The following is a 25,380-nucleotide window of genomic DNA, read 5'->3' on the forward strand; positions in this document are numbered from 1 at the left end:
CTCAGCCTTCCAGGACGGCGCGCAGCTCCCACAGGGTGCGCCAGGTCGGGGAGCCCTGCTCGGCGCGGCGCCGCACGGGGCCGTCCCAGTAGCCGAGCAGCCGGGCGGCGTCGGCCGGGTCGTCCTTGCGCACGACGCCGAGGAGGTGGCCGGGCAGCAGCCCGAGCACGTCCCGGTCGCCGGGGAAGTACGCGGCGGCCAGGGCGAGCGCGCCGGCGACCGCGACGGCCTCCGCGGTGCTCATCACCGTGGAGGGCCGCTCGACTTCCCAGCCCTCCGCGGAGCGGCCCTCGCGCAGGTCGCGGAAGGCGGTGACGAGTGCCTCCAGGACGGCGTCGTCGACCTGGTACGGGGCGCCGGCCCGTTCGACGGCCGCGCGGGACTGGCTGCGCACGAGCGCCGTCTCGGCGTCGAGGTCGCCGATGGGGCCGACGGTCTCGAAGTTGAAGCGCCGCTTGAGGGCCGCGGACATCTCGGAGACGCCCTTGTCGCGGAGGTTGGCGGTGGCGATCAGGTTGAAGCCGGGCGCCGCGTGGGCCAGGGCGTCGTCGCCGCCGGCGAGTTCGGGGACGGCGATGCGCCGTTCGGAGAGCAGGGAGACCAGCGAGTCCTGCACCTCGGGCAGGCAGCGGGTCACCTCCTCGACGCGGGCGATGGCGCCGCGGCTCATGGCGGTGAGCACGGGTGAGGGGACGAGCGCCTGCCGGCTGGGGCCCTGGGCGAGCAGCAGGGCGTAGTTCCAGCCGTACTTGAGCTGGTCCTCGGTGGTGCCCGCGGTGCCCTGGACGACGAGCCCGCTGGTGCCGCAGATCGCGGCCGACAGCAGTTCGGAGAGCATCGACTTGGCGGTGCCGGGCTCGCCGACGAGGAGCAGGCCGCGCTCCCCCGCGAGGGTGACGACGCATCGCTCCACCAGGGCGCGGTCGCCGACGAACTTGCCCTGGACGACGAGGCGGCGCGGCACGCCCTCGGGGACCTCGGCGTCGTCGGGCAGGCGCAGGGCCCGGCCGTCGCTGCCCATCACGAAGGTGACGACGGCGCGCGGGGTGAGCCGCCAGGCGGGCGGGCGCGGTCCGCCGTCGTGGGCGGCGAGGAAGGCGAGTTCGGTGGCGTACCGGTCCTCGGGCGGGGTGATCTGCCGCGCGGCGGGTGCGGGGGCGGGTGCTGTGGTGGTCATCGGCGGCGGCCCTTCCGGGTGGCACGGGTGGTGAGTTCTTCGAAGGCGGGGGCGTCGCCGGCGCGGACGCGTTCCCAGGCGCGGGCGAACAGTTCGGGCACGGGCAGCAGCGGTATGACGCGGGCGTGGTCGCGGACGGGGTAGAGGCCTTCCTTCCACGTCTCCACGGGCAGGGCGGGGGCCTTGAGGTCGCGCCAGCCGCAGGGCAGGAAGAGGGTGCGTCCGGCCCGGGGGCGCTTGGCCTCGACGACGAGGCCGGTCGCGGTCAGTTCGGCGCGGGCCTTCTTCGCGCGGGTGGGCTTCCAGCCCGTCCAGCGGGCGCAGTCGCGGTCCGTGGGGTCGGGCAGGGCGAGCAGCTGGAGGTAGAGCGCGGCGGCGTCCTCGCTCAGGCCGTGGGCCGCGGCGACCTCGGTGACGAGGGCGGGCACGGAGACCGTGGGGTCCTGGGCGTGGCCGCCGGGTGCGCCGGCCTCACTGCCCGCCGCGAGGGCGCGGGCGAGTCCGTCGCCGAGCACGGCGCGCAGCGCCTGGACGCCCCCTCCGCCCTGGACGCCGACGAGCCCCTCGAGGAGGCCCAGTACGGGATCGTCGGCCCCGGTCAGCCCGGCAGGCCGGACGAGCACCGCCTCGGTGTCGCCGTACCAGGGGCGGAGCACCAGCGCCTCGCCCACAGGAGTGAGTCCCTGCAGGCCGGCGCCGCCGGCGGCGGGCAGCCCGTACGCCTTGCGGATCTGGACGGCGGTGGGGCCGCCCTTCTCCGACCAGGCGATGTCGAGGTCGAGCAGGAGACCGGGGTCGGCCATCCGCCGCCGCAGCGCCGCCAGGCCCTCGGGGAGGGCGGAGCGCAGCGGATGGCCGTACGGCAGACCGTAGGCGAGCCCGGCGAGGGCGGCGACGGAGCGGGTGATGTCCTGCCGGCCGGGCAGCGCGGAGGGGTCGGCCGGGACGAGGTCCCCGTCCTTGTCGGGGCGCTGCTCCGTGGTGCGGCTCAGCCACGGCGTCCGCGCGGGGTTGAGCACGGCCTCGGCCGATGCCGCCGTGACTCCGGCGAGGTCGGCCGCTATGTCCTCGGGCAGGCGGACGACGTCGCCGAGGCGTTCGCGCCAGACGCGGCCCGCCGCGTCCGCGTCGGGTCCGTGGGTCCACAGGTCGGCGGGGTCGTCGGGGAGGAGGGCGCCCATGAGGGCGGCGCAGTCGTGCCGCGACACCGAGCTCAGCAGGCCTTCACCGAACGCTTTCTGACGTGTCTTCAGTTCCATGAGGGTCAGTGCCTCGGCGCCCGGCTCCTCCGGTCGCCCGGCGACGAGCAGGGTCGCCTGAACGGGGCCGAGGCCACCGCGGGTGGCCGCCGCGAGCGCATCAGGGGCGCAGTGATGCCAGGGCGCGGGGCCCTTGTCGCGGACGAGGCGGGCGACGGCGGCGAGCCGCTCGGCGGGGAAGACGGGCGCGCGGTCCGTCTCGTCCTCCAGGGTGAAGTGGGCGACGGCGCCGAACGCCCCGGTGGGGTCGTGGTCGAGGGCGAGCCAGTGGACGCGGTCGCGGTCGCCGTCGATGTTCTTGCAGCCGAGGATCACCACGGTGCGGCCGTCCTTGCGCAGGACCTGGCCCACGCGTCGCTGCTTCTCGTGCTTCTCGCCGAGGACGATCTCGCGCAGACCGCTCCCGGGGACCGCCAGTGGGCCCTCGGTGATCGCGTCGAAGAGGAGGAGCAGACCCTCGCGCAGCGCCTGACCCGTGACGGGAGACGCGGCACGGTAGGCCAGGGGGCGCAGCACGGCCAGCGTGGACGGCCACACCATGCCGATGCCGGGGACGGTGTACTCCTCGCTGTGCCAGCCGTCGCCGAGGGCGCCGAGCGCGGCCCGGTCCGGCAGCGGCTTGCCGTCGGCCTCCTTGCCGGACAGGACGTGGTTGACCGCCCGGATCTGCTGGAGCACGCTCCACTCCATGCCGCCGCTCCACCAGGAGTAGCCCTGCTGGTCGGCGATGCCGGAGACGGCGGCGCGAAGGGTCGTGTCGTCGCCGTGCAGCGGCTTGTGGTCGCAGAACATGCCCTCGGTGCGCCGGAGCGGCTGCCGGGACTTCTCGGCGGGCGGGGCGACGAAGGACTCGACGGACTCGGCGTGGCGCAGGGTGCCCCGGACGAGGGCGGTGACCCCGATGAGCAGCCGTTCGTCCGTGAGCGCGGGAAGGGCGGCGGCGACGGCGGTCCGCGCGACGTCCTCCGCCGAGGGGCCGGTGTACTTCTCGGTCCTGTTCACCTCGGCCTGACGCTCCGCCAGGGCGTGCGCGGTGACGCGCAGCACCTCGGCCGCCTGCTCGTCGTCGAAGGCGCGCAGCACCGCGGAGGCCTCCTCGTCGCGCGGGCGCAGGGCGTGCCAGTAGGCGAGCGGCGGTACGTAGCGGGTGCCGGCCGCGAAGTCGCCGCCCGGCTCGGTGAGCGACACACTGCCCAGCTCGTCGTCGCGGGTGACGTCGCCCGCCGCGTACAGCGACACCGTCTGGTTCACGAGCGTGACGACGGGCTCGGCCCCGCCGGGCAGCCGCAGCGCGCCCAGGGGAACGCGGTGGGTCCGCCTCCCGTCCCGGGTGGGGAACGTGACGGTGCGGCCGTCGGGCGTACCGGTGACGGTCCGGGCCTCCTCGCCCTCCCCCTCTTCGCGGACCCAGCGGCCCAGGACCGTGCCGTCGGTGCCGAAGGGGCTCTGTTCGAGGCCGGGTTGCAGCGGCAGGACCTCGCAAGCCTCCTGGCTGAGCCTCGCCCCGTCGCGGATGCCGGAGCGGAGGAAGGCGGGCAGTGAGGCACGGCCGTGGGTGCCGGTGGCCGGGTCGTACTCCATCCACAGCTCGTGGCCGCCCTGCTTGCCCCGGCGCCAGAGCGTGGTGCCGTCGCCGATGACGGGGCGGCTGGGCGGCAGCACGGTGTCACCGGCGTGCAGGGTGCGGCCGCCGGTGGCGCGGCCGCCGCCCGGCAGCGGGATCGACGGGGCGGAGACGTGGCCGTACCACCAGTGCGGGAGCTCCTCGCCGCCGACGGTGAACACCTCGGCGGGCCGGGCGGACCAGTAGCCGAGCTGCTTGCCGTCCTGCCACCACATGACCAGGAGTTCGCCGTCGGCCCAGCGGAAGTGGGGGCGGCTCCAGCGGTCGAGTTCGACGGGGATGCGCAGGTCGTGCTCGAGCAGCACCTTGTCGGGCCCGACGACGACGGCCTTGTCCGCGCGGTTGAGGATCAGCGCGGGCCAGGCCTCGGCGACGGCCAGGGTGTGGTCCTTGTTCTTGGCGACCGCCGTTTCGAGCAGGCGCAGCCCCTCTTCGAGGGCGGGCCAGCCCAGTTCGTCGAGGATGCCCTCGCGAAGGGTGCGGCCGAGAAGCGGCGCGATCTCGTGCGCGGCGACCCCGGCCACGGCCTGCGGGTTGACCCGGCCCGCTACGGAGCGGAAGGGGCGCAGCCGTCGGACGGCGGTGCGCGCGGCAGGCAGGCCGGCGGCGCGGGTGAACTGCCCTGCGGCCTCGTCCAGCCACGCGTGCAGGACGTCACCGAGCACAGGGTGACCGGCCAGGGCCTCCACCACGCCGGGCAGCCCCCGGTCCTCGCCGAGGCGGCCGACGGCCTCGTGCAGCAGGCGGCGCAGGCGCGGGTCGGCGCCGGTGGCGACGAGGTCGCGGCGGCCGGGGTCGGCGGTCTCCAGCCACTGGCGGAGCGGCAGGTGCACGGAGACGTCCTCGGCGGGGACGGTCAGCGGCACGCTCTCGGCGGCGCACAGGTCGAGCAGGTCGAGTTCGGCGCCCTGGTGCCAGCGGCCCGTGAAGAGGTCGACGGGCCTGCCGTCGGCCCGCAACCGGGGCGCCATGCGGGTCACGAGGCCGAGGGTGGCCGCCGAGCGTTCGGAGGCGCCGGAGCCGTGCTTGCGGTGGCTCGCCCAGCAGCTCAGCCAGTCCGCCGCGTCGACGGCCCGCGAGGCCTCCCCCGCCTCGCCGGTGAGCAGGGTGTCGGCGCCGGTCTCGACGAGCAGGGCGAGCCAGAACTCGTCGCCCGCGGCATCGTGCCCGAGCCCGGCCGGCATGATCTCGAGCAGCCGCGCGCGGACGGCCGGTTCACGCTCGGCGAGGACCGTGAGGGTGGCGCGGTAGGCGGTCCAGAAGGACCCGGGGGCGCGGACGACGGCGGGCGAGGCGACGAGGTCGGCGACGAGGGCGCACTCCTCGGTGACCCGGTCGAGGTCGGCCGCCTTGATCAGGCTCCTGGCGTCCTGCGGCAGGGACGCGTACGGCGGCATCCCCGCGGCGCAGCGCTCCACGGTCAGCTGCCGGAACTGCCGCCAGGCCTCGGCCGGGTCCAGCCGCCGCGCCAGGTCCTTGACGTGCTCCTTGAGGGCCTTGACGGTGAGGGCGCCGGCGAAGGCGAACTCCAGGAAGACGGCGCGCTGCCGCTCCTCGTCGACGGCGAGGCCGTGGACACGCTCGGCGGCACGGGCCTTGCCGAAGAAGGCGGCGGCGTACGTGGTGTTCTCGTGCTGGAGGAAGACGCGGGCCGCCTGCTCGTGGAAGGTGGGCAGGAAGTGCGGTACGGCGCGGCCCAGGCGCTCGGCGAGCGCGTCGAAGCCGTCCTTGGCCGCCCCGGCACGGGACTTGGCCATCCGGGCGAGCCGCTCGACGTCCTTGACGAGGGCGAGCGCGTGGTGCCCGTTGGCCGGGTCGTTGACCAGGGCCCAGGCGGGGAACCCGAGGGTCTCCCGGCGGACCTGGCCGACCACGGGGGCCTCGTCCTCGCGGGTCAGGCCGAGGAAGTCCAGGGCGAGGTCCTCGGCCTCCCCGAGGGTGCCGGGCACGAGCCGGACGACGCGCCGGTCGTCCAGCACGGGGTGGGTGTAGGTGCGGACGGTGAGCGTGTCGGCGTCCTCACGGGCGGTGGTACCGGGCGGCAGCACCGCGCCGGCGTCGAGCAGCGCGGCCGTGGTCGTGGGGTCGTACGTGGTCATGCCGCCTGCTCCTCGTCCTCGATGTCGCGTCCCGCGTAGAGCGCGGCCGCCATGCGCATGCCCTCCGACCAGGCGACGGGCCCGACCTGATCGAACGTCAGGGTCTTCCCGGCGGTGTCGGTCCAGGACAGGGAGCCGGTCTCGGTCTCGCTCCAGCCGTCGTAGTCGCCGATCCAGATGCGGGCCTCGACGGAGCGGCCGTCCTCCAGCACGGGGCAGACGGAGTGCCCGCCGCGGACGCGGTAGCCGAGCGAGGTGGCGCGGCCGTGCAGGAAGCGCAGTTCCTTGAAGGTGCCGCCCGCGTACTCCTCGACGAGCGTGCCCTGCGGGTCGAGCCCGTCGGGACGCTGCCACACCTCGCGGAAGAGCTGCTGCGCCTTCTGCTCCACGCCCAGCTCGACGGCGAACTCCCGCAGCTCCGCCAGGTCGTCGAGGAGGACGGGGTGCGGGATGCGCACCATGTCCGGGGCGATGCGCACGGTGTCGCCGTCGAGGTCGACCAGGCCGAGGCCGCGATCGGTGCCGGCGTCCCGCAGGAAGCCGGCGACCTGTCCGTCCTCCCCGGTGACGACGAGGTCGCGCAGGGCCGCCCGCCACGCGGGGTCGGGCCACACGCGGCCGATCACGGCGAGGGGCACCGGAAGCGAACGCACCATCCAGCGCTCGACGTCGGCCAGGCACCGGCGTTCGTGACGTTCCAGCCACTCGGTGAGCTGCCGCAGCCCCGTGATCACCGGGTCGTCCGCGAGCTTCGCGGGCACCGACTTCAGCCGGCGGCCCGCCGCGTTGCGGCACACGACCTTCCCCTCGTCGAGGGCGACTTCGTAGTCGCCCACCGATACCCACCCCATGCGTGCCTCCCTGCAACGCCGTGATCAAGTGACCGGAACACTAGGCGAGGCCACTGACAACGCCCCCGCCACCCTGTTGACAAGGCGCCCGGCCGCAACCGGAAGGGCCCGCGACGGGCACCGGCAGCCGCGGGCAGAGGGCCCTGACGGGCCGCCGGCGAGGCCCGGCCTACACTCCGCACCATGAGGACCGTGACTGCTGCCGTCGTGAGGGACCTGGCGCCGACAGGCGTGCTGCGGGCGTCGATCAACCTGGGCAACCCGGTGCTGGCGCACGGCACCGCGCGCTCCCCCGGCGGTGTCACCGTCGACATCGCGCGCGAGGTGGGCGCACGGCTGGAGGAGCCGGTGGAGCTCGTGTGCTTCGACGCGGCCCGCGCGTCGTACGAGGCGATGGCGTCGGGCCGGGCGGACCTCTGCTTCCTGGCGATCGAGCCCGCCCGCGAGGCCGAGGTGGCGTTCACCGCGCCGTACGTGCTGATCGAGGGCGTGTTCGCGGTGCCCGGCGACTCGGAGATCACCACGGTGGACGAGGTGGACCGTGCGGGTGTCAGGATCGGGGTCAAGCGCGGCTCCGCCTACGACCTCTTCCTGTCGCGCACGCTGCGCCAAGCGACCGTCGTCCGCGGGGACGAGGGCGTGGACGTCTTCCGCACCGAGGGGCTGGAGGTCGCGGCGGGGATCGGGCAGCCGATGACCGAGTACGTCTCCCGGCACCCCGACGTCCGTCTCGTCGAGGGCGCGTTCATGCAGATCCGGCAGGCCGCGGGCACGACGGTGACCCGGCGGCCCGAGTCGGTGGCCTTCCTCCGCGAGGTCGTCGAGGAGCTGAAGACGGACGGCTTCGTCGCCCGCGCCCTGCGCCGGGCCGGGCAGGCGCAGACGCTGGTCGCCCCGCCCGCCTGACGGCCCCTTCGGCGCCGTCCGTCCCGTACGTCGCGGAACGCCCGCCGATGGCAGGGGAGCCCGTGATTCGCCGTCCTTGCACGGGCTTGGTGATCTCCGGTTGTGGGGATCACCAAGGAGTGCACAGGGGGATGTGACGGGGGGATGTGCCGTGGGGACGGTCTTCGCCGCGCCTTCGGCCGCCGGGGACGGCGGCCCGTGGCCCGAGGGGTTCTGGCAGCAGTCCGGGGGCACCGCCGTGTGGGTGCTCGGCATCTTCGCGGTCGCTGTGTTCATCGGCCTGGTACGGCTGGGTTCGGGGCTGCTGCGGCGCCATCGCGGCAACCGGCTGCTGCCCGTGGTGGTGTGCGAGGACCGGGGTCTGCTCGGCGGCCACGGCAACGGCCACCGCGGCAACGGCGGCGGGCCGGGCGGCCCCGACCACGGCCACGAGTCCGGGGCCACCGCCGAGTTGGCCGCGTACATCACGGAGCACATGGCCGCCGACGCGCTCGGCCCGAACGTCCTCACCCCCGGCAGCGGCACGACCATCGGGCCCGACCCGGCGCCCGAGACGGCCTCCTCCCCGCACGGCTGGGTGGACGTGATGAAGCGGCTCGCGTTCTTCCGCCCCCGGGCCTACCACGTGATGCTGCACCGCTTGTCGACGGGCGACCAGCCGGCCCGCTTCTCGGTGCGGATCCTGTACATGCCGAAGAACACGGTGGTGGCGGCGACCCTCATGGAGGGCCGCGAGGTCGAGCCCGGCGCCACCGACCGGGACAGGCGGGACGCCGACCGCGAGCTGTACGAACGCATCGCCTGCTACTGCACCGTCAAGATCCTGGCCGACCCGCGCTCGCAGGACCGCATCCCCCGCTGGGAGAGCTGGGGCGACGACCCCGACGCGTACCTCCTCTACCGCCTGGGCACCAAGGCGCAGGAGGACGCGCTGGCCGCGAACAAGCGCCGGGACGTGGACGGCGAACGGGCCGGGCACGAGCGGGCCCTGAGGCACTTCGAGGAGGCGGCGGCGCTGGTGCCGGGGAACCTCACGGTCCGGCTGCACCAGGCGGGCGTGCTGGAACTGATGGGCCAGTTCCCCGGCGTCACCGACCCCGGTGACCACATCCGGCGGGCCGTCGAGATCTACACGTACTGCGTCCAGCTGTGGCCCGAGCACATCGAGACCGCCTACCGGCTCTCCATCGCCCGCGCCGAGGAGAGCCGCCACCCGGCGCACCGGGAGGAGCGGGCGAGGCGCCGCGAACCCGCGTCGCGGGAGCACCTGCGGCTGCTGCTCGGGCGCCTGTCGCGGCGCGCCATCCTGCGGCGGTACGCCCGCACCCTGCTCCCCGGCCGCCGCAACCTCGGGGAACGCCGCTACTGGCGGCAGTGGTGGGCCATGGAGCGGCCCCGTCCCTCCCTGCGCACCCGCCGCCGCTCCTTCCGCGGGGCGGTGCGGATCGCCAGCGCCGCCGAGGTGCTGCGCGAGAACGGCTCGCCCGGTCCGGAGGAACTGCGGACGGCGTTCCGGAACGTGGCGAGTGAGGTCACCGGGGGCTGGGCACGCTGGGGCCGGCTGTGGGGCGGCCCCGACTGGGGGCTGCGCAGGCTGCTCTACGCCGACCACCACTCCGGCGCCGACCATGTGGGCGGGGACGCCCACAGCCGGGCGGGCATCGCCGGTTCCGCGCCCCGGCACCGCGGCTCGAACCGGGCCGCCGCCGGATACCTCGTCAACTACAACGCGGCGTGCTTCCTCAGCCTGGCGCTCACCACGCGGCCCCCGGCGGGGTCCGCCGCCTGGACGGACGACGAGTGGCGCGAGGACTGCGCACGGGCGGCCGTCGTCCAGCTCAACACCAGCCTCCGGGTGACGCGCAGCCAGTTCTCCGCGGCCTGGGCGGAACGCGACACGGACCTGCGCCCGCTGTTCACCGGCCGTCTGGGCGGCGGGCCGGTGGCGGCCTGGGGCGAGATCGGGCGCAACTGGGCCCGGTTCACGGGCATCGACGTCACGGAGGAGGCGGCCGCCGCCCAGCCGTGAGGCACGGGGTGCCGCGCGGACGGGAGGGTCGGGGTGCCGCGCGGACGGGAGGGTCGGCGTCCTCCACGGCCGCCCGCGGCGTGGTGAGGGTCGCGGCATGTTGGCTGTGCTGGTCGACGGTCTTCCGGCGCCGGGAAGACGACCCTCGCCCGGATGCCCGCCCGCGAACTGGAACTCCCCCTGTTCAGCGAGGACTCCGTGAAGGAGACCCCGGCCGACGCGCCGGCCGTGCCGGAGAGCCCGCGGCCGGCGCACATGCGCCCCGTGGTGGCCGCGGGCCCGGCCCGGTCGGGCGCCTCCGAGGCTCACGAGGTGTGGTGCGCCGTACCGCCGGACACCGCGCGCCGCAGGTTCCGGGAGCGGGCGGAAGCACGGCACCCGGTGCACACGGAGAGCGCACGCTTCCGGACGGAGATGGCCGAACCGCTGGGCCTGGGCAGCGTGCACCGGGTGGACGCCACCCGCCCGGTGGACGTCGGACAGCTCGCACTGCGGATCGCGGGCGGTCCGTTCCCTGCGCTGTGACGCACGGCGGGGTGTGCGCGAAGCGCTTGTTCGACTCCCGCCCGGCGCCCTAGCGTGAGGACCCGTCGGCGCCGGCGGCGGCACGGGAGGGGGACCCGGGGGTGGAGCGGACGTCGGGTGGCATCGCGCCGGGCCGCACCGGCCCGGGCACGGCCGCGGGAGGACCGCCGGCGGCGGATCGCCGCACCCCCCGGGCCCCTCCACGGCGCACGTCCGCGGAACGCCGCGGCGGCCGCGGCTGCGCGCCCACCGGCGGCACACCCCAGGGAACGGCAGACCGGCAACCAGGGCCGACCGAGGAGTCGTATGACCATGCCCGCGCACCCGTCCGGCTCCCCGGCCGCCGGGCCGCACCTCACGTACTACGAGGACTTCTCCCCCGGCCACGGTGCGCTGCCGCCCCGGGCCTGGGTGCCCGCCTCCGACGCGGCACGGCTGAGCCTGAACGGCCTGTGGTGGTTCCGGCTCTCGCCGACCGCCACGGCCGAGGACACCGCCTTCACCCGGCCGGACTTCGACGCCTCGCGCTGGGACATCCTCGCCGTCCCCGGCCACTGGGTACTGGGCGGCCACGGCGCGCCCGCGTACACCAACGTCCGCTACCCCTTCCCCGTCGACCCGCCCCGGGTGCCGACGGAGAACCCGACCGGCGACCACCGGCACACCTTCGCCCTGCCGGAGGACTGGCCCGCCGGCGGCGAGACGGTGCTGCGCTTCGACGGCGTCGAGTCCTGCGCCCGGATCTGGCTCAACGGCCGTGAGGTGGGGGTCTTCAAGGGGAGCAGACTGCCCGCCGAGTACCCCGTGGGGCACCTGCTGAGGCGAAGGGGGAACGTGCTCGCGGTCCGCGTCCACCAGTGGTCCTCGGCCAGCTACCTGGAGGACCAGGACATGTGGTGGCTGCCCGGGGTCTTCCGGGACGTCACGCTGCTGCACCGGCCCGCCGGATGCGTCGCCGACTTCTTCGTGCACGCCGGCTGGGACCACTCCACCGGCGAGGGCACCCTGCGGGTGGACGCCCCGTCCGGCGGCCGGGTCACCGTGCCCGAACTGGGCGTCGACGTCGCGGTGGGCGAGACGGTCACCGTGCCCGCCGAGCCGTGGAGCGCCGAGGTGCCCCGGCTGTACGAGGCCGTGCTCACCGGCGCGGGCGAGCGCGTCCCGTTCCGCGTCGGCTTCCGCACGGTCGCCGTCGAGGACGGGGTCCTCAAGGTCAACGGCCGCCGGATCCTCTTCCGCGGCGTCAACCGCCACGAGTTCCACCCCGAGCACGGCCGCGCCCTGGACCTCGGCACCATGCGCGAGGACCTGCTGCTGATGAAGCGTCACAACGTCAACGCCGTACGGACCAGCCACTACCCGCCGCATCCCGCCTTCCTCGACCTGTGCGACGAGCTCGGCCTGTGGGTCGTCGACGAGTGCGACCTGGAAACCCACGGCTTCGCGGAGGACGGCTGGGCGGGCAATCCCGTCGACGACGACCGCTGGACCCCTGCCCTGCTGGACCGCGCCGCCCGCATGGTCGAACGCGACAAGAACCACCCGAGTGTGCTCGTCTGGTCGCTGGGCAACGAATGCGGGACGGGCCGGGCACTGACCGCCATGGCACGGTGGATCCGCGAGCGCGACCCGGACCGCCCCCTCCACTACGAGGGCGACCGCACCTGCGCCGACACGGACCTGTACTCCCGGATGTACGCCCCGCACGCCGAGGTCGAGCGGATCGGCAGGCGCGAGGAGGAGCCCCTGGACGATCCCGCGCTCGACGCGAGGCGGCGCGCGATGCCCTTCCTGCTGTGCGAGTACGCGCACGCCATGGGCAACGGACCGGGCGGACTGGCGGAGTACCAGCGGCTGTTCGAGACCCACGAGCGGCTGCAGGGCGGTTTCGTCTGGGAGTGGATCGACCACGGCATCGCGCGCCGTACCCCGGACGGCAGGCGCTGGTTCGCCTACGGCGGCGACTTCGGCGAGGAACTGCACGACGGCAACTTCGTCTGCGACGGGCTGCTCTTCCCGGACCGGACGCCCTCGCCCGGCCTGGTCGAGTACAAGAAGGTGGTCGAGCCGGTGCGGATCGAGGGCGACCCGGTGGCGGGCACGGTACGCGTCACCAACCGCCATGACGTCGCGGACCTTTCGCACCTGCGCTTCACCTGGTCGTACGAGGTGGACGGGGTGGCCGCGGCCCGCGGCGACCTCGATGTGCCGCCGCTCGCCGCGGGCGGCACCACGGAGCTGAAGCTGCCGCTGCCGGCCGCGGCGGACGGGGCCGGGGAGGCGTTCTGGCAGGTGCGGGCGGTCCTGGCGCGGGACACCCCGTGGGCACCGGCCGGACACGAGGTGGCGTGGGGCCAGTGGCCCGCCGCGGACCGCCCGGGCAGCCTGCGGACGGCCCCCGATCCCGAGCGCCCGCACCGCCCCCGGCACGCGGAGGGCGGCGTGGTGCTGCTCGGACCGGGCACCTTCGACGCGGCCACCGGGGAACTGCGGCTGCTCGACGGCTTCGCCCTCGCCGGCCCCCGGCTGGACGTGTGGCGTGCCCCGACGGACAACGACCTCGGCGCCCCCTGGCAGTCCGACCCGCGCCACGGCCTGCTGTGGCGCGAGGCCGGCCTGCACCGGATGCGGCACCGGGTGGACGGCGTGGTCGCCGGGGACGACGCCCTCACCGTCACCACACGGGTCGCCCCCGCCGCCGGTTCGCTCGGGCTGCGCACGGTCTACCGCTGGACCGCGGACGGCGACCGGCTGCACCTGGCGGTGGCGGTCACTCCCGAGGGCCGGTGGACGCTGCCGCTCCCCCGGCTCGGGGTCCGCCTCGGCCTGTGCGGCACGCTCACCCGTGCCGAGTGGTTCGGCGGCGGCCCCGGCGAGGCCTACCCCGACACGCGGGCCGCCTCCCGCGTCGGCCTCCACACCGCCTCCGTCGACGCCCTGCAGACCCCGTACGTCCGCCCGCAGGAGAACGGCGCCCGCGCCGACGTCCGCCGGGTGCGGCTGCGCCGGGAGGACGGGACGGGGGTGGCGATCGAGGGCGGCCCGCCCTTCTGGTTCACCGCCCGGCGCTGGACCTCGGAAGAGCTGGACGCCGCCGCGCACACCTGCGACCTGGTGCCTGGGGACACCCTGTGGGTCAACCTCGACCACGCCCTGCACGGCATCGGCAGCCAGTCCTGCGGGCCCGGTGTGCTGCCCCGCCACCGGCTGGAGGCCGCCCCGGCCTCGTTCGGCTTCACCTTCACCACCCTCGGGGAGTCCCGGTGACCACCGCCCTGCGCGACACCGCGCCCGCGCCCCGTCTCTTCAGCCGGCCCGCGGTGGTGGCGTCCTGCGCCGGGTTCGTCCTCATCGGCGCCCTCCAGGCGCTGTACGGCCCCGCGCTGCCCGCACTGCGGCAGGAGCACGGGCTGTCGCCGTCGATGGCGGGGCTGGGGCTGAGCGCGCACTTCGTCGGCGGTGTCGCGGGGGTGCTGCTCTTCGACGCGGTGCACGGCCGGATCGGCAGCCGACGGCTGCTGACGGTGTCGTACGCGCTGATGGCGGTGGGTGGCGGGGCCTTCGCGCTCGCGCCGGACTGGCCCGTCGCGCTGGGCGCGGCGCTGCTGACGGGGCTCGGCTTCGGCGGCATCGACTACGGGCTCAACCAGTTGTTCGCGGTGGGCTTCGGGAACCGCGGCGCGGCGATGCTCAACGTGCTCAACGCCCACTTCGGGATCGGCGCGGTCGCCGGTCCCGCCCTGCTCGCCGCCCTCGGCCCCGGCCGTTACGCGGCCGTGTTCGCCGGATGCGCCGTCCTCGCGGGCGTCCTCGCGCTGAGCACGCGCGGGGTGCGGGCACAGGCGCCGGCCGCCGCGCCCGCCACCGCCCGGCCGGGCGCGAGGGGGCGGCTGGTCACGCCGGTGCTGCTGGGCTTCGTGGCGCTGTACGTCCTGCATGTGGGGGTGGAGGCGGGCGTCGGCGGCTGGGAGCCGACGCATCTGGAGTCCCTGGGGCACCCGGCGGCGTACGCGGCGTCCGCGACGGCGGTGTACTGGCTGATGATGACCGCGGGACGGTTCCTCGTCGTGCCGATCGCGCTGAGGTACCCGGCGCCGCGGATCCTGCTGGTGTGCTGCGCCGGGATGACGGGCTGTCTTGCGCTGGCGGCGGTCCCCGCGCTCGCGCCGTACGCCTACGCGGGTGTGGGGCTGTTCATCGCCCCGCTCTTCCCGACCGGACTGCCGTGGCTGGCGCGTGCGGTGCCCGGGGCGCGGCGCGCGGGGGCGTGGGTCATCGCCGCGTCCATGGTCGGCGGTGTGGCGGCCCCGCCGGCACTCGGCAAGGGCATCGAGGCCTCCGGCGTCGGCGCCGTCCCGCTGCTGCTGCTCCTGCTGTCGGCGGCGAGCCTCGCGGCGACGGTCTGGCTCACACGGGCTGCGGGCGACGGCGACGGCTGACGGTGACGGCCCGCGGTGGAGGGGCGGGCGCGGTGGGCGCCCGCCCCTCGTCGCTCACGCCGGTGCGCTGTCCGGCTGCGGGGCGGTCGGCCGCGCGTCGTCGGTGAGAGCGGGCCAGGTCCGGGCGGCGGCGCCCTGCGCGATCGCCCGCCACCAGGGGTCGAGCGGGAGCCCGGCCGCGGGCTCGAAGGGCTCGCCGGGGCGCGGTACGGCGACCCGGGCCCCCACGGCCAGCGCCGCGGTGACGGTGCCCTCCGCGGGCTCCTCCCACGGGTGCGGGGCCAGGTTGAACGTGCCCCAGTGGATGGGGAGCATGATCGCGCCGCGCAGGTCCTGGTGGGCGCGGACGCCCTCCTCGGGAGTCATGTGGATGTCCGGCCAGAAGTCGCTGTACGCACCGATCTGCACCATGGTGGCGTCGAACGGCCCGTACGCCTCGCCGATCTCCGCGAAACCGGGGAAGTAGCCGGTGTCGCCGCTGTGGTAGACGCGGTGTTCGGGCCCCGCGACGACCCAGGACGCCCACAGGGTGTGCTGGGTGTTGCGGATCGCGCGGCCGCAGAAGTGCCGCGCCGGGGTCGCGGTGAGGGTGAGACCGGCCACCTGCGTCGACTCGTGCCAGTCCAGCTCGGTCGTCCGGTCCGCGGGGACGCCCCAGCGCTCCAGGTGGGCACCGACGCCCAGCGGCACCACGAAGCGGGTGCCGGTACCGGCCAGCGCCTTGATCGTGGGCATGTCGAGGTGGTCGTAGTGGTCGTGCGAGATGACGATGACGTCGGCCTCGCCCAGTTCCTTCAGGGCCGCCGGCGGCCGGTGGAGGCGCTTGGGACCGACGAAGGAGAACGGGGAGCAGCGCTCGCCCCAGACCGGGTCGAACAGGACGCGGCGCCCGTCGATCTCGGCCAGGACGGTGGAGTGGCCCATCCAGGTGAGTCGCAGGCCCGAAGCGGGCGGGACGGCCAGATCGGCAAGGGTCGTGGCGTGCAGCGGGATGGCCCCCGCCGGGGCCCTGCGGATCCGCTCCCCCTTGCGGAAGTACGTCCGGGCGAACCGCAGCATCGATCCGGAGGGCGCCGTACGTGCGCCGACGGGGTTGGTGAACACCCCGTCGGCGAAGTTCGGCGACCGCCGGATGCGCTCCATCCTCTCCCCGTAGGGGTTGTCTCCGAAGGCGGGGATGAGGCTGGAGAGCAGGGAACGCTTCGGACTGGGGCCGGACACGGCACCTCCCGTTGGTCGGCGGTCACGAACGTGCCGTGAGCCGTCCGGCCCCGGCAGAACCAGTATGTACAGCGACAACTCCTACACCGGTCATTCCGGTTCCGCGCCCCTTTGCGGGATCGGCCGGCGGCGGCCCGCCCCCACCCGCCCACAACCGGCGGCACGGCTGTGAGCAGGATGTTCGCCGGAGCGGGAGATCGTCGCCCGCACTCTCGATGGTGCCACCGTCGCGGGCCGGGTGCCGCCCGCCCCACCGGGCGCGGGCGGCGGACCGCGCCGGAGGCGCCCTTACGCGGGGCGGGGCTGGCCGTACGCGCGCTCGACGTGGAGCTTCAGCACCAGGCGCCTGTCCTCGACCATGGCCCCGCGGTAGTCGTCCCAGTCCGGGTGCTCGCCCTGCACGGCACGGAAGAGGTCGATGAGCTCCTCGACCGTCGCATCGTCCCGCTCCGCCGCGACGGGGGTGAGTTCCGCGGTGCCCTCCGCGACGGTCCAGGCCCAGCGGTCGGCCGTGGTGACGTGGTAGCTGGCCCGGGGGTCGCGCCGCAGGTTGCGGGTCTTGGCCCGGTCGTCGGTGAGGGAGACCCGCAGGACCCGGGTGTCCGGGTCGTAGTGGTGGTTGACGTTGGACATCTGGGGGCGGCCGTCCCGCTTGAGGGTGACGAGCACGCCCCCGTTGGTGTCGGCGAGCAGGCTGAGAAGGTCTTTGTCGCTCATGGCAGCCTCAACGACCGTGCGGGGGCGAGGATTCCGCGACCGCGTCCACCCGGGCCGGCCACGCCTGGTGGGTGGCTCCGTCGCCCCCGGTGGCGGTCACCTGGTGGCGCCCCCCGTGGGCGCGCCCCGTGCACGGCTCAGCGCCCGGTCGTCCAGGGCCTGTTCGCGGTCGTCCACGACACCACGGACCCGGGCGCGGGTGCCGTACGAGCCCCTCTCAGCCGCCGGCCGGCGCCGATGTCCCGCGTCCCAGGTACGTCAGGGGGCCCGGGTCCGGGACGGGGAGCTCACGGAAGCCCATCCGGTCGTAGAAGGCACGGGCGGCGGTGTTGGCGGTGACCATGCCGAGGTGGACGGCGCCGACGCCCCGGCCGGCCAGGGTGGAGAGGAGACGGCCCATCAGTTCCCTTCCGTAGCCCTGCCGCTGGTACTCGGGCAGCAGGTCGATGTGCAGGTGCGCCGGGTACGCGGCGAGTTCGGGCACGATCATGCGCTCCGGGCGGTGCAGGAGGTCCGCCATCAGGTCGTCGGGGGTGACCGGGGGCCCGGACGGCTTCGGGTGGCGGTGCTCGAGCCGGGGCAGCCACTCGGCGCGGAAGCGCCGCACGAAGGCGGCGGTGTCCGCGGTACCGACGATGTAGCCGACGGCGCGCGTGCCGTCGTCGACGACGAAGGCGAGTCCGGGCTCGAGGTGGGCGTAGGGACCCGCGAAGTTGTCCGGCAGCAGATCGTGGTCGGTGTAGAGGTGCCGCGCGTCCCCGCCCTCATGGCCGGTGCGCACGCAGATGTCGTAGACGGCGGCCCGGTCCTCCGGGCGGTAGAGGCGGATCACGGCGCGTGGGGTCATGCGGGCATGATGCGCTCCATGGGAGCGCTCCCACAACCCCTGCGGCACACCGCGTTAGGCTGAACCACACGGGGGCCCATCGGCCGAGGGAGGTCGCCATGGCCCCGGCCACCGAGGCGCTGGCCGTGTCGCACGGCCCGTACCGGCTGCACGCCGAGATCACCCCGGGCCCCGGGGCGCCCGCCGTCCTGATGCACGGCTTCCCCGACAGCAGCCGCCTGTACGACCGCCTCCTGCCCCACCTCGCGGGCAGACTCCCGGTGGTGCGCTTCGACTTCCTCGGGTGGGGTCGCTCCGACAAGCCGTCCGGCCACGCCTACACCGTCGCCCAGCAGGTGGACGACCTCGAATCCGTCGCCGACGCCCTCGCCGCGGGCCGCACCGGCAGGCGCCTGGTCCTGGTGGCGCACGACGCCTCGGGACCGCCCGCGATCGACTGGGCGCTGGACCACCCGGAGCGCGTGGCCCGGCTGGTCCTGCTCAACACCTACTACCACTGGACCCCCGCGCTGCGCCGCCCGCCGGCGATCGCCCTCTACTCCACCCCGGTTCTGCGCTCGGCGGCCCGCGCGGTCGTCAGGCGCCTGCCCGAACTGGACCGCAGGCTCTATGCCTGGCAGGTGGGCGGATTCATCCGCGATCCTCAACTGCGCGAGGCGTATGTGGAGCGGCTCTACGCGCAGTTCCCCGCGGCGCGCCCGGCGTTCTGGGCGCTCAACGACGAGTTGCTGCACGCGGTGCTGAGCCGCCGCCGGCGCATCCCGGAGATGCGCGAGTTCCAGCCCCCGGTCCGGGTGGTGTTCGGCACCCTGGACCGCTGGCTCAACACCCGTGTCGCCCGGCAGTTCTCGGTGATCTTCCCCCACAGCGAACTGCGCCTTGTGATGCACGCCGGGCACTACGTCCAGGTCGACGAGCCCGAGCGGGTCGCCGACGCCATCACCGCCCCGTAGTGCGAGGGGGCCGGGTCCCGGACCGGGCGGCGCGCGACGCCCGGTCCGGGACCCGCCGGGGCGCTCACGCGCCGGGACACTCCTTCCACGCCATGTGGTAGGTGGTCCTGATGCTTCCGTCCGTGGAGTCCATCGCCATGAAGCTCGTGGTCCGCGACGGGTCCGAACTGCCGGCGCTCACCCGCAGTTCGGTGTTGATGTTGAAGTTGCGCAGTTCGCCGCAGGGCGCCCAGACCAGCGCGGCGACGTCGACGCTGTCGGTGGACTGCCAGTTGTCGTCGAGCGCGCCGCGGAAGGTGTGGCTGATGGCGTTGGTCTCGGGCGAGCCCTGGAAGTAGTAGCTGGCCTTCTGTACGCCGGAGGCGCCGCGCTCCAGGTGCGCGAAGCCGCGGTAGTCGGCGGCGGCGATCGCGTAGGTGAAGCCCTGCGGCACGTGCACGTTCAGGTTGAGCTGGCAGTTCTTGCGGAAGTCGGTGGGCTTGGAGCCCACGCCCACCTGGGCGACATAGGCGCTGTACGTGACGGTGAACGCCTCGTTGTCCGGGGAGACGGCGACCGCGGCGGTACCGGCCGGACAACCCGAACCGTTGACCGTCGCGACGTCGATGACGATCCGGTCCGGCGGGGGCGGGGTGGCGCCGCCCGGTTCCCAGGCCTGCGGGCCGAGCAGCGAGGCGGCCGCCGCACCGCTCAACGCTATCGCACGTAACGTCATGAGGGGATTCCCTTCAGGTCGTCGAGGGAGCTGCGACGCCGGGTCGTGCACCCCGTTCGGCGTCGCGTACACGACACCATGCGTCACCGTTCGCGTACAGAATCCCCACGGGTTTCCCACATGAATGGCCGACCCCCGTCGCCCCTGGCGCGGAAGTGACGCATGAGATCCGGACAGTGACCGGGCGTCAGGTAAGCCGGAGCGTTCCTTCCGTGCCGTCCGAGACGCAGCCTGTCCGAAGGGTCCCCTCTCATACGCGGACGTCTACGCTGGAGGGCATGGACGCGCTCTCGGGCCTGCTCGACGGACCCCGTGCGAGGGGCGCCTTCCTGCTGCGCATGGCCATGGAACCGCCGTGGTCGGTGCGGATCGAGGACCGGGCGCCGCTGTGCGTGATGACGGTCGCCCGCGGCGGGGCGTGGGTCGTGCCCGAGGACGGCGATCCGGTGCGGCTGCGCCCCGGGGACGTGGCGGTGGCGCGCGGCCCCGCGCCGTACGCGGTCGCCGATCTCCCCTCGACCCCGCCGCACGCGTGGATCCTCCCCGGCGAGGTGTGCCGCACCGCGGACGGCCACGACCTGGCCGACGTGATGGCCCTGGGGGTACGGACCTGGGGCAACCGGCCGGACGGCCGCGACGTCGTGCTGGTCGGCACCTACCTCCTGGACGGCGCGGTCGGCCGGCGGCTGCTGGACGCGCTGCCCCCGCTGCTGGTGCTCCCGGCGCGCGAGTGGGAGAGCCCGCTGCTGCCGCTGCTGGCCGAGGAGATCGTCAGGGACGAGCCGGGGCAGGAGGCGGTGCTGGACCGGCTGCTGGACCTGCTGCTGATCTCCGTGCTGCGGACGTGGTTCGCCCGGCGCGGCGAGGCGGCCCCCGCCTGGTACCGGGCCTTCGCCGACCCGGTGGTGGGCCGGGCGATGCGGCTGCTGCAGAACAACCCGGCCCACCGGTGGACGGTGGCGGGGCTCGCCGCCGAGGCGGGCGTGTCGCGGGCGGCGCTGGCCCGGCGCTTCGGCGAGCTGGTGGGCGAGCCGCCGATGGCGTACCTGACCGGCTGGCGGCTGGCGCTCGCCGCCGATCTGCTGCTGGAGCCGGACACGACGCTCGGCGCGGTCGCCCGCCGGGTCGGCTACGGCAGTCCCTTCGCGCTGAGCGCCGCCTTCAAGCGGGTGCGGGGGGTGAGCCCCCAGGAGCACCGTGTCGGCGCGGTCCGGGCGGAGTGACACTGGAGAGAGGAGTCATGAACGGTTCGGTCCAGGTCGGGCGTGTTTTCGGGGTCCCGCTCCGGATGCACTGGAGCGTCCCCGTCCTTGTCGTGCTGCTCGCCTACGGGCTCGGCCGCGAGACGCTGCCCGCCCGGGTCCCTGGCCTGTCGGCGACCGTCTACACCGTGGCGGCGGCCGCCGGCGCGGTCCTGCTGATGGCGAGCCTGCTCGCGCACGAGGTCGCCCACGCGGCGACGGCACGGCGCGAGCACCTGACGGTCGAGGACGTCACCTTGTGGGCCATGGGCGGTATGACACGCATGGGACGCCCGGGCTCCGCGGGCGCCGCGTTCCTGGTGGCGGTCAGCGGCCCGCTGGCCAGCCTGGTCATCGGCGGCGCCGCACTGGGCGCGGGTGCCGGCGTGGACGCGGCGGCCCACCACTCGGTGCCGGGGGCGCTGCTGACGTGGCTGGGCTGGGCGAATCTGCTGCTCGGCGTCTTCAACCTGCTGCCCGCCGCGCCCCTGGACGGCGGGCGCGTGCTGCAGGCGCTGCTGTGGTGGCGGACCGGGGACCGCGACCGCGCCGACCGGGTCGCCGGGCGCGGTGGGCAGGTCCTCGGCTTCCTGTTCGTCGTGGTGGGCTGGCTCCTCTTCGCGCGCGGCGTGCCCAGCGGGCTGTGGCTCGCCCTGGTCGGGCTCTTCATGGCCCTCACGGCGGGCGCCGAGCGCCGGAGCGCCGTCATCAGCGCGGCCCTGCGCGGTGTGCGGCTCGGGGAGGCCATGTCCGCCCCCGTCGTGACGGGCCCCGACTGGCTGCCGGTGGACCGCTTCATCGACGAGGTCGCGGTGGCCGCCCGCCATTCCACGCTGCCCCTGGTCGACTTCGACGGCCGCCTCAGCGGGGTGGTGCAGTTGCGCCGGCTCACGTCCGTCCCGGCGGAGCGCCGGGCCGACGTACGGGTCCGCGACGTCGCCGTACCGCTGTCGCAGACGACCACCGGCACCCCGGAGGAGTTCGTCAACGACGCCCTCGACCGGCTCCGTCCCGGCGCCGGCGGTGTCCGTGTGATCGTCGTCGACGGCGGCCGGCCGGTCGGCATCGTGACCGGCAGCGACATCTCCCGGCTCGTCCAGCACCGCCGCATGACGGGCGGACGGCCCCCGGTCTGACCCGTCCGACGGCTGCGCGCACGGCCCGGGCGGTCCACGATGGAGCCATGTTGCTCGCGGAGCTCGCCCGGACGTCCCGGGAGGTGGCGGCCACGTCCGCCCGGTCGGAGAAGGTGGCGGCGCTGGCCCGGTTGCTGCGTACCGCGGAGCCCGACGAGGCGTCCGTGGTCGTCACGTACCTGGCGGGCCGGCTGCCCCAGCGGCGTACCGGGGTGGGCTGGAGCACCCTGAGGGAGCGGGTGGAGCCCGCGCCGGCGCCCCGGCTGACCGTGCGCGAGGTCCACAAGGCGCTGGACCGGATCGCGGCGGTCACCGGCAAGGGGGCGGCGGCCGAACGCAAGCGGCTGGTGGCGGAGCTGATGGGGGCTGCCACACGGGACGAGCAGGCGTTCCTGCTGGGGCTGATCGGCGGGGAGCTGCGGCAGGGGGCGCTCGACGCGCTCGCGGTCGAGGGGCTGGCCGTGGCGGCGGGGGCGCCCCCGGAGGAGGTGCGCCGCGCCGTGATGCTGGGCGGTTCGCTCGGCGCCGTCGCCCGGGCGCTGCTCGCCGGGGGCCCCGGGGCGCTCGCGGCGTTCCGCCTGGAGGTGGGCCGGCCGGTGCAGCCGATGCTCGCGCAGACCGCGAAGGACGTGGACGAGGCCCTGGACCGGCTGGGCCCGTGCGCGCTGGAGGAGAAACTGGACGGCATCCGCGTCCAGGTGCACCGCATGGGCGAGGACGTACGCGTGTACACCCGCACGCTGGACGAGATCACCGGCCGGCTTCCGGAAGTCGTCGCCGCGGCGCGGGAGTTGGCCGTCGACGAAGCCGTGCTCGACGGGGAGGTCATCTCCTTTGGCGAGGACGGCCGGCCCCGCGCGTTCCAGGAGACCTCCTCCCGGGTGGGGTCGCGTCTGGACGTCGCGGCCGCCCGGGAGTCGCTGCCCGTGGCGCCGGTCTTCTTCGACCTTCTGTCGGTCGACGGCCGCGACCTGCTGGAGATGTCCACCGCCGAACGCCACGAGGAACTGGCCCGGGTCGCCCCCGCGCCGCGCCGGGTGCGCCGTCTGGTGGCCGCCGAACCGGGCGACCCGGCCGTCCGGGAGGCGGCCCGCGAGTTCGCGGAACAGGTCCTGGAACGCGGCCACGAGGGGATCGTGGCCAAGGCGCTCGACGCCCCGTACAGCGCCGGGCGGCGCGGGGCGGCCTGGCTCAAGGTGAAGCCGGTGCACACCCTCGACCTGGTGGTCCTCGCCGCCGAGTGGGGGCACGGCCGCCGCACCGGCAAGCTGTCCAACCTCCACCTCGGCGCCCGCCGCCCCGACGGCACCTTCGCGATGCTGGGCAAGACCTTCAAGGGCCTGACGGACGCCATGCTCGCCTGGCAGACCGAGCGCCTGCGGGAACTGGCGGTCAGCGACGACGGATGGGTGGTCCGGGTCCGCCCGGAACTCGTCGTGGAGATCGCCTTCGACGGCCTGCAGCGCTCCACCCGCTACCCGGCGGGTGTCACGCTCCGCTTCGCCCGCGTCCTGCGCTACCGCGAGGACAAGACGGCCGCCGAGGCGGACACCGTCGACGCGGTGCTGGCGCTGCGGCGCTGAGCGGCGGGGCTCACACCGTCCTCCCCGGTTCGCACGGGGTCGTCACCGAGGCGAGCCGGCCGAGCAGTTCGTCGAGGGCCGCGTCCACCCGCTGCCATTGCGCGCGGCTCAGCCGGGGCGGCGGGATCCGCCCGCCGTCCGAGCCGAACGCGTCGCGGGGGTGCTGCGCGTGGTCCGGCTCCCGGTCGCCCTCCCGCGTGCCGCCGGGATGCGCGCGGGCGGTGCCGAGGTCGCCGCCGCTGCCGAAGCCGGTCGGTCCGGTCAGCTCGAACTGCACGGTGCTCTCCAGGATCTCGTGTGCCCGCGGCCCCGGTCGGGCGGGGTCCGTGCGGGCCTGCGACCAGTCGTCGCCGTCCCCTCACCGCGGCGGCCGGGGCCTCCCCCGGCGTCGTACGGTGCGTGACCACCCCATGCTAGGCAGGGCTTCGGGGCCCGGACCTTTCCCAGAGGAATCGATGACCAAGAGTTCCGCCCCGGTTAACCCGCGCCGCGGGACGGACGGCCCGGGCGCGGGGGCATCGGGGAGCGCTGCTTCCGGAAGCCGGCATCACAGCTCACCCTGCCCTTGCTCGGGCAGTTGCGCCGCGAACGCGGCGTAGGCCGCCTCGTCGAAGAGCACGAAGCGGACCTCCTCGACCCCCGTCTGCGTGTCCTGGACGGTGCCGACGGCGATGCGCGCGGCGTCCTCGACGGGCCAGCGGTAGACGCCGGTGGAGATCGCGGGGAAGGCGACCGTCCTGGCGCCGACCTCGTCGGCGACGCGCAGCGCCTCCCGGTGGCAGGAGGCGAGCAGTTCCGAGCGGTCCTCGCCGGCGCTGTGCACCGGGCCGACGGTGTGGATCACCCAGCGGGCGGGGAGGCGGCCGGCCGTGGTGGCGACGGCCTGCCCGGTCGGCAGGCCGCGCCCGTACCGCGAGGCGCGCAGCGCACGGCACTCCTCGAGGATCTCCGGGCCGCCGCGGCGGTGGATGGCGCCGTCGACGCCGCCGCCCCCGAGCAGCGAGGAGTTGGCCGCGTTGACGACGGCGTCGACGGACTGCTGAGTGATGTCGCCCCGGACGAGGGTGATACGTGGCATACCGGTGATCCTGCCACCGCCGGTACCCGGCCGCCCGGCCTTTCCCGCCGGGTCACCAGTCGCAGGGCACCCGCAGGTCGAGCAGCGAGTCGCAGAACTCGGCGGGGCGCCGCGGCCAGCCCTCGCGGTGCCAGTGCGCGATGCGCCAGCCCAGCCGTTTGGGCCACAGCGGCAGGTGCCGCAGGTCCTCGACGGGGACCCAGACGGGAGCGGCCGTCTCCTCGAGGTCCAGCGAGGAGCGGGGGCCGATCTCGCCGTGCGCCTCGACCAGGAAGTAGTGCCCGGGGTGCGAGCCACGGTGCACCCGGTTCACCCGTGCGATCTCCTGCCCGACGGTGCCGCCGAGCCCGGTCTCCTCCGCGAGTTCGCGCAGGACGGCCGTCTCGGGGGTCTCCCCCGGCTCGACCCCGCCGCCGGGGATCTCGTAGAAGTCCCCGCGCCGGTGGCGGTAACGGATCAGCAGCATGTGCCCGTCGCGGATGATCACCGCGCCGGCCCGGGTCCGCTTGGGCGGCCGGCCGAGCGGGTCCTCCAGCACGAGGCGGCCCCGCCACCAGGGCGGTCCGTCCCAGGAGCGGAGTATGGCCTCCCACGCCGTCCAGGGCGCGAGCGGCAGGTGCAGGGCCTCGGAGCGGCTGAGCAGCCGGGCGGGCGCGGGACCGGGCGGCGGTACGGCGGCCCGGTAGTACAGATGGGTGCCGCCGGCCGCGCGCACCTCCAGGCAGGGCCGGGGGTCGGTGCGGACGTCGGCCCCGAGGACGTCGCGGGCGGCCGCACGGGCGGTCCCGGCGGGATCGCCGCGCGGCGGGACGGGGGCCTGCGGCAGGTTCGAGTCGCTGTTCACGGCGAGGCGTCGGTCGTGGAAGAGGATCACTCCCGCATGCAGTGAGGACATCCCGCCGACGCTAGCAGCGCCCGCCGTGCGGGCTCCGCGATTATTCCGGACCGCCGTACTGCGGTCCGCGGGGAGGCGTCGCCGC

At 75.1% G+C, this 25,380-nt stretch carries 19 protein-coding genes; 9 read left to right on the top strand and 10 right to left on the bottom strand.

Translation table 11 applies throughout. From position 1 onward, the window contains the following. Position 1: 1 nt before the first annotated feature. From CHF15_RS36695 to CHF15_RS36705, 3 genes are read right to left on the bottom strand one after another with little or no spacing between them, the layout of a single operon-like run. Complete coding sequence (locus CHF15_RS36695; RefSeq protein WP_089228265.1) at positions 2 to 1,177, bottom strand: ATP-binding protein; 1,176 nt, start codon at positions 1,175 to 1,177, stop codon at positions 2 to 4. Further along, the gene (locus tag CHF15_RS36700) at positions 1,174 to 6,159 is read right to left on the bottom strand and encodes a hypothetical protein (RefSeq protein WP_089228266.1); all 4,986 of its coding nucleotides are present in this window, start codon (positions 6,157 to 6,159) and stop codon (positions 1,174 to 1,176) included. Before CHF15_RS36700 ends, CHF15_RS36695 begins: the two co-directional genes overlap by 4 nt. After that, positions 6,156 to 7,010 (bottom strand): DUF4132 domain-containing protein, encoded by an 855-nt coding sequence (locus CHF15_RS36705; protein WP_089228267.1) that lies wholly within the window; start codon positions 7,008 to 7,010, stop codon positions 6,156 to 6,158. The genes CHF15_RS36700 and CHF15_RS36705 overlap by 4 nt, the downstream gene beginning before the upstream one ends. Before the next feature lie 183 nt (positions 7,011 to 7,193). Between CHF15_RS36705 and CHF15_RS36710 the strand changes: the two genes are divergently transcribed. The 5 genes from CHF15_RS36710 to CHF15_RS36730 all read left to right on the top strand — a co-directional run bounded on the left by CHF15_RS36710 (position 7,194) and on the right by CHF15_RS36730 (position 14,909). Beyond that, on the top strand, positions 7,194 to 7,916 hold the full coding sequence (locus tag CHF15_RS36710) for a transporter substrate-binding domain-containing protein (protein ID WP_089228268.1): 723 nt from the start codon (positions 7,194 to 7,196) through the stop codon (positions 7,914 to 7,916). A 151-nt stretch (positions 7,917 to 8,067) separates the two neighbouring features. After that, complete coding sequence (locus CHF15_RS36715; RefSeq protein WP_089228269.1) at positions 8,068 to 9,945, top strand: tetratricopeptide repeat protein; 1,878 nt, start codon at positions 8,068 to 8,070, stop codon at positions 9,943 to 9,945. A gap of 153 nt (positions 9,946 to 10,098) precedes the next feature. Further along, positions 10,099 to 10,470, top strand: coding sequence for a hypothetical protein (locus tag CHF15_RS36720; RefSeq protein WP_220093372.1), 372 nt, complete (start codon positions 10,099 to 10,101; stop codon positions 10,468 to 10,470). Positions 10,471 to 10,776: 306 nt separating this feature from the next. Then, on the top strand, positions 10,777 to 13,737 hold the full coding sequence (locus CHF15_RS36725; RefSeq protein ID WP_245939236.1) for a glycoside hydrolase family 2 TIM barrel-domain containing protein: 2,961 nt from the start codon (positions 10,777 to 10,779) through the stop codon (positions 13,735 to 13,737). Further along, entirely contained in the window at positions 13,734 to 14,909 is a 1,176-nt protein-coding gene (locus tag CHF15_RS36730; protein ID WP_245939237.1) for an MFS transporter, read from the top strand. The genes CHF15_RS36725 and CHF15_RS36730 overlap by 4 nt, the downstream gene beginning before the upstream one ends. Positions 14,910 to 14,963: 54 nt before the next feature. On the opposite strand, the gene CHF15_RS36735 is transcribed toward CHF15_RS36730, so the two are convergent. The 3 genes from CHF15_RS36735 to CHF15_RS36745 all read right to left on the bottom strand — a co-directional run bounded on the left by CHF15_RS36735 (position 14,964) and on the right by CHF15_RS36745 (position 17,694). Further along, positions 14,964 to 16,130, bottom strand: a complete 1,167-nt coding sequence (locus tag CHF15_RS36735; protein ID WP_089228270.1) for an MBL fold metallo-hydrolase — start codon at positions 16,128 to 16,130, stop codon at positions 14,964 to 14,966. A gap of 288 nt (positions 16,131 to 16,418) precedes the next feature. Continuing rightward, positions 16,419 to 16,847, bottom strand: coding sequence for a PPOX class F420-dependent oxidoreductase (locus tag CHF15_RS36740; RefSeq protein ID WP_089228271.1), 429 nt, complete (start codon positions 16,845 to 16,847; stop codon positions 16,419 to 16,421). Between the two features lie 217 nt (positions 16,848 to 17,064). Further along, entirely contained in the window at positions 17,065 to 17,694 is a 630-nt protein-coding gene (locus CHF15_RS36745; protein ID WP_089228272.1) for a GNAT family N-acetyltransferase, read from the bottom strand. A 98-nt stretch (positions 17,695 to 17,792) separates the two neighbouring features. Here CHF15_RS36745 and CHF15_RS36750 point away from each other — a divergent pair, with 98 nt between their 5' ends. Then, positions 17,793 to 18,647, top strand: a complete 855-nt coding sequence (locus CHF15_RS36750; RefSeq protein ID WP_089228273.1) for an alpha/beta fold hydrolase — start codon at positions 17,793 to 17,795, stop codon at positions 18,645 to 18,647. A 64-nt stretch (positions 18,648 to 18,711) separates the two neighbouring features. On the opposite strand, the gene CHF15_RS36755 is transcribed toward CHF15_RS36750, so the two are convergent. Then, a complete protein-coding gene (locus CHF15_RS36755) occupies positions 18,712 to 19,362 on the bottom strand; it encodes a DUF4360 domain-containing protein (protein ID WP_089228274.1) in 651 nt (216 codons plus the stop codon). 278 nt (positions 19,363 to 19,640) lie between these two features. On the opposite strand from CHF15_RS36755, the gene CHF15_RS36760 reads away from it, so the two are divergent. From CHF15_RS36760 to CHF15_RS36770, 3 genes are read left to right on the top strand one after another with little or no spacing between them, the layout of a single operon-like run. Continuing rightward, complete coding sequence (locus tag CHF15_RS36760; protein ID WP_089228275.1) at positions 19,641 to 20,585, top strand: AraC family transcriptional regulator; 945 nt, start codon at positions 19,641 to 19,643, stop codon at positions 20,583 to 20,585. Between the two features lie 17 nt (positions 20,586 to 20,602). Further along, a complete protein-coding gene (locus CHF15_RS36765) occupies positions 20,603 to 21,739 on the top strand; it encodes a site-2 protease family protein (protein WP_089228276.1) in 1,137 nt (378 codons plus the stop codon). 47 nt (positions 21,740 to 21,786) lie between these two features. Further along, positions 21,787 to 23,322, top strand: coding sequence for an ATP-dependent DNA ligase (locus CHF15_RS36770; RefSeq protein WP_089228277.1), 1,536 nt, complete (start codon positions 21,787 to 21,789; stop codon positions 23,320 to 23,322). A gap of 10 nt (positions 23,323 to 23,332) precedes the next feature. Here CHF15_RS36770 and CHF15_RS36775 read toward each other — a convergent pair whose 3' ends face one another. From CHF15_RS36775 to CHF15_RS46500, 3 genes are all read right to left on the bottom strand, one after another. Continuing rightward, positions 23,333 to 23,599 carry a hypothetical protein gene (locus tag CHF15_RS36775; RefSeq protein WP_089228278.1) on the bottom strand — a complete coding sequence of 89 codons (267 nt, stop codon included), beginning with the start codon at positions 23,597 to 23,599 and terminating at the stop codon, positions 23,333 to 23,335. Between the two features lie 270 nt (positions 23,600 to 23,869). After that, complete coding sequence (locus tag CHF15_RS36780) at positions 23,870 to 24,400, bottom strand: O-acetyl-ADP-ribose deacetylase (RefSeq protein WP_089228279.1); 531 nt, start codon at positions 24,398 to 24,400, stop codon at positions 23,870 to 23,872. Positions 24,401 to 24,452: 52 nt separating this feature from the next. Then, positions 24,453 to 25,295 (bottom strand): NUDIX domain-containing protein, encoded by an 843-nt coding sequence (locus CHF15_RS46500; protein WP_265737422.1) that lies wholly within the window; start codon positions 25,293 to 25,295, stop codon positions 24,453 to 24,455. Positions 25,296 to 25,380: the final 85 nt, after the last annotated feature.

Source organism: Actinacidiphila glaucinigra, assembly GCF_900188405.1.
In the GTDB taxonomy this organism is placed as follows: domain Bacteria; phylum Actinomycetota; class Actinomycetes; order Streptomycetales; family Streptomycetaceae; genus Actinacidiphila; species Actinacidiphila glaucinigra.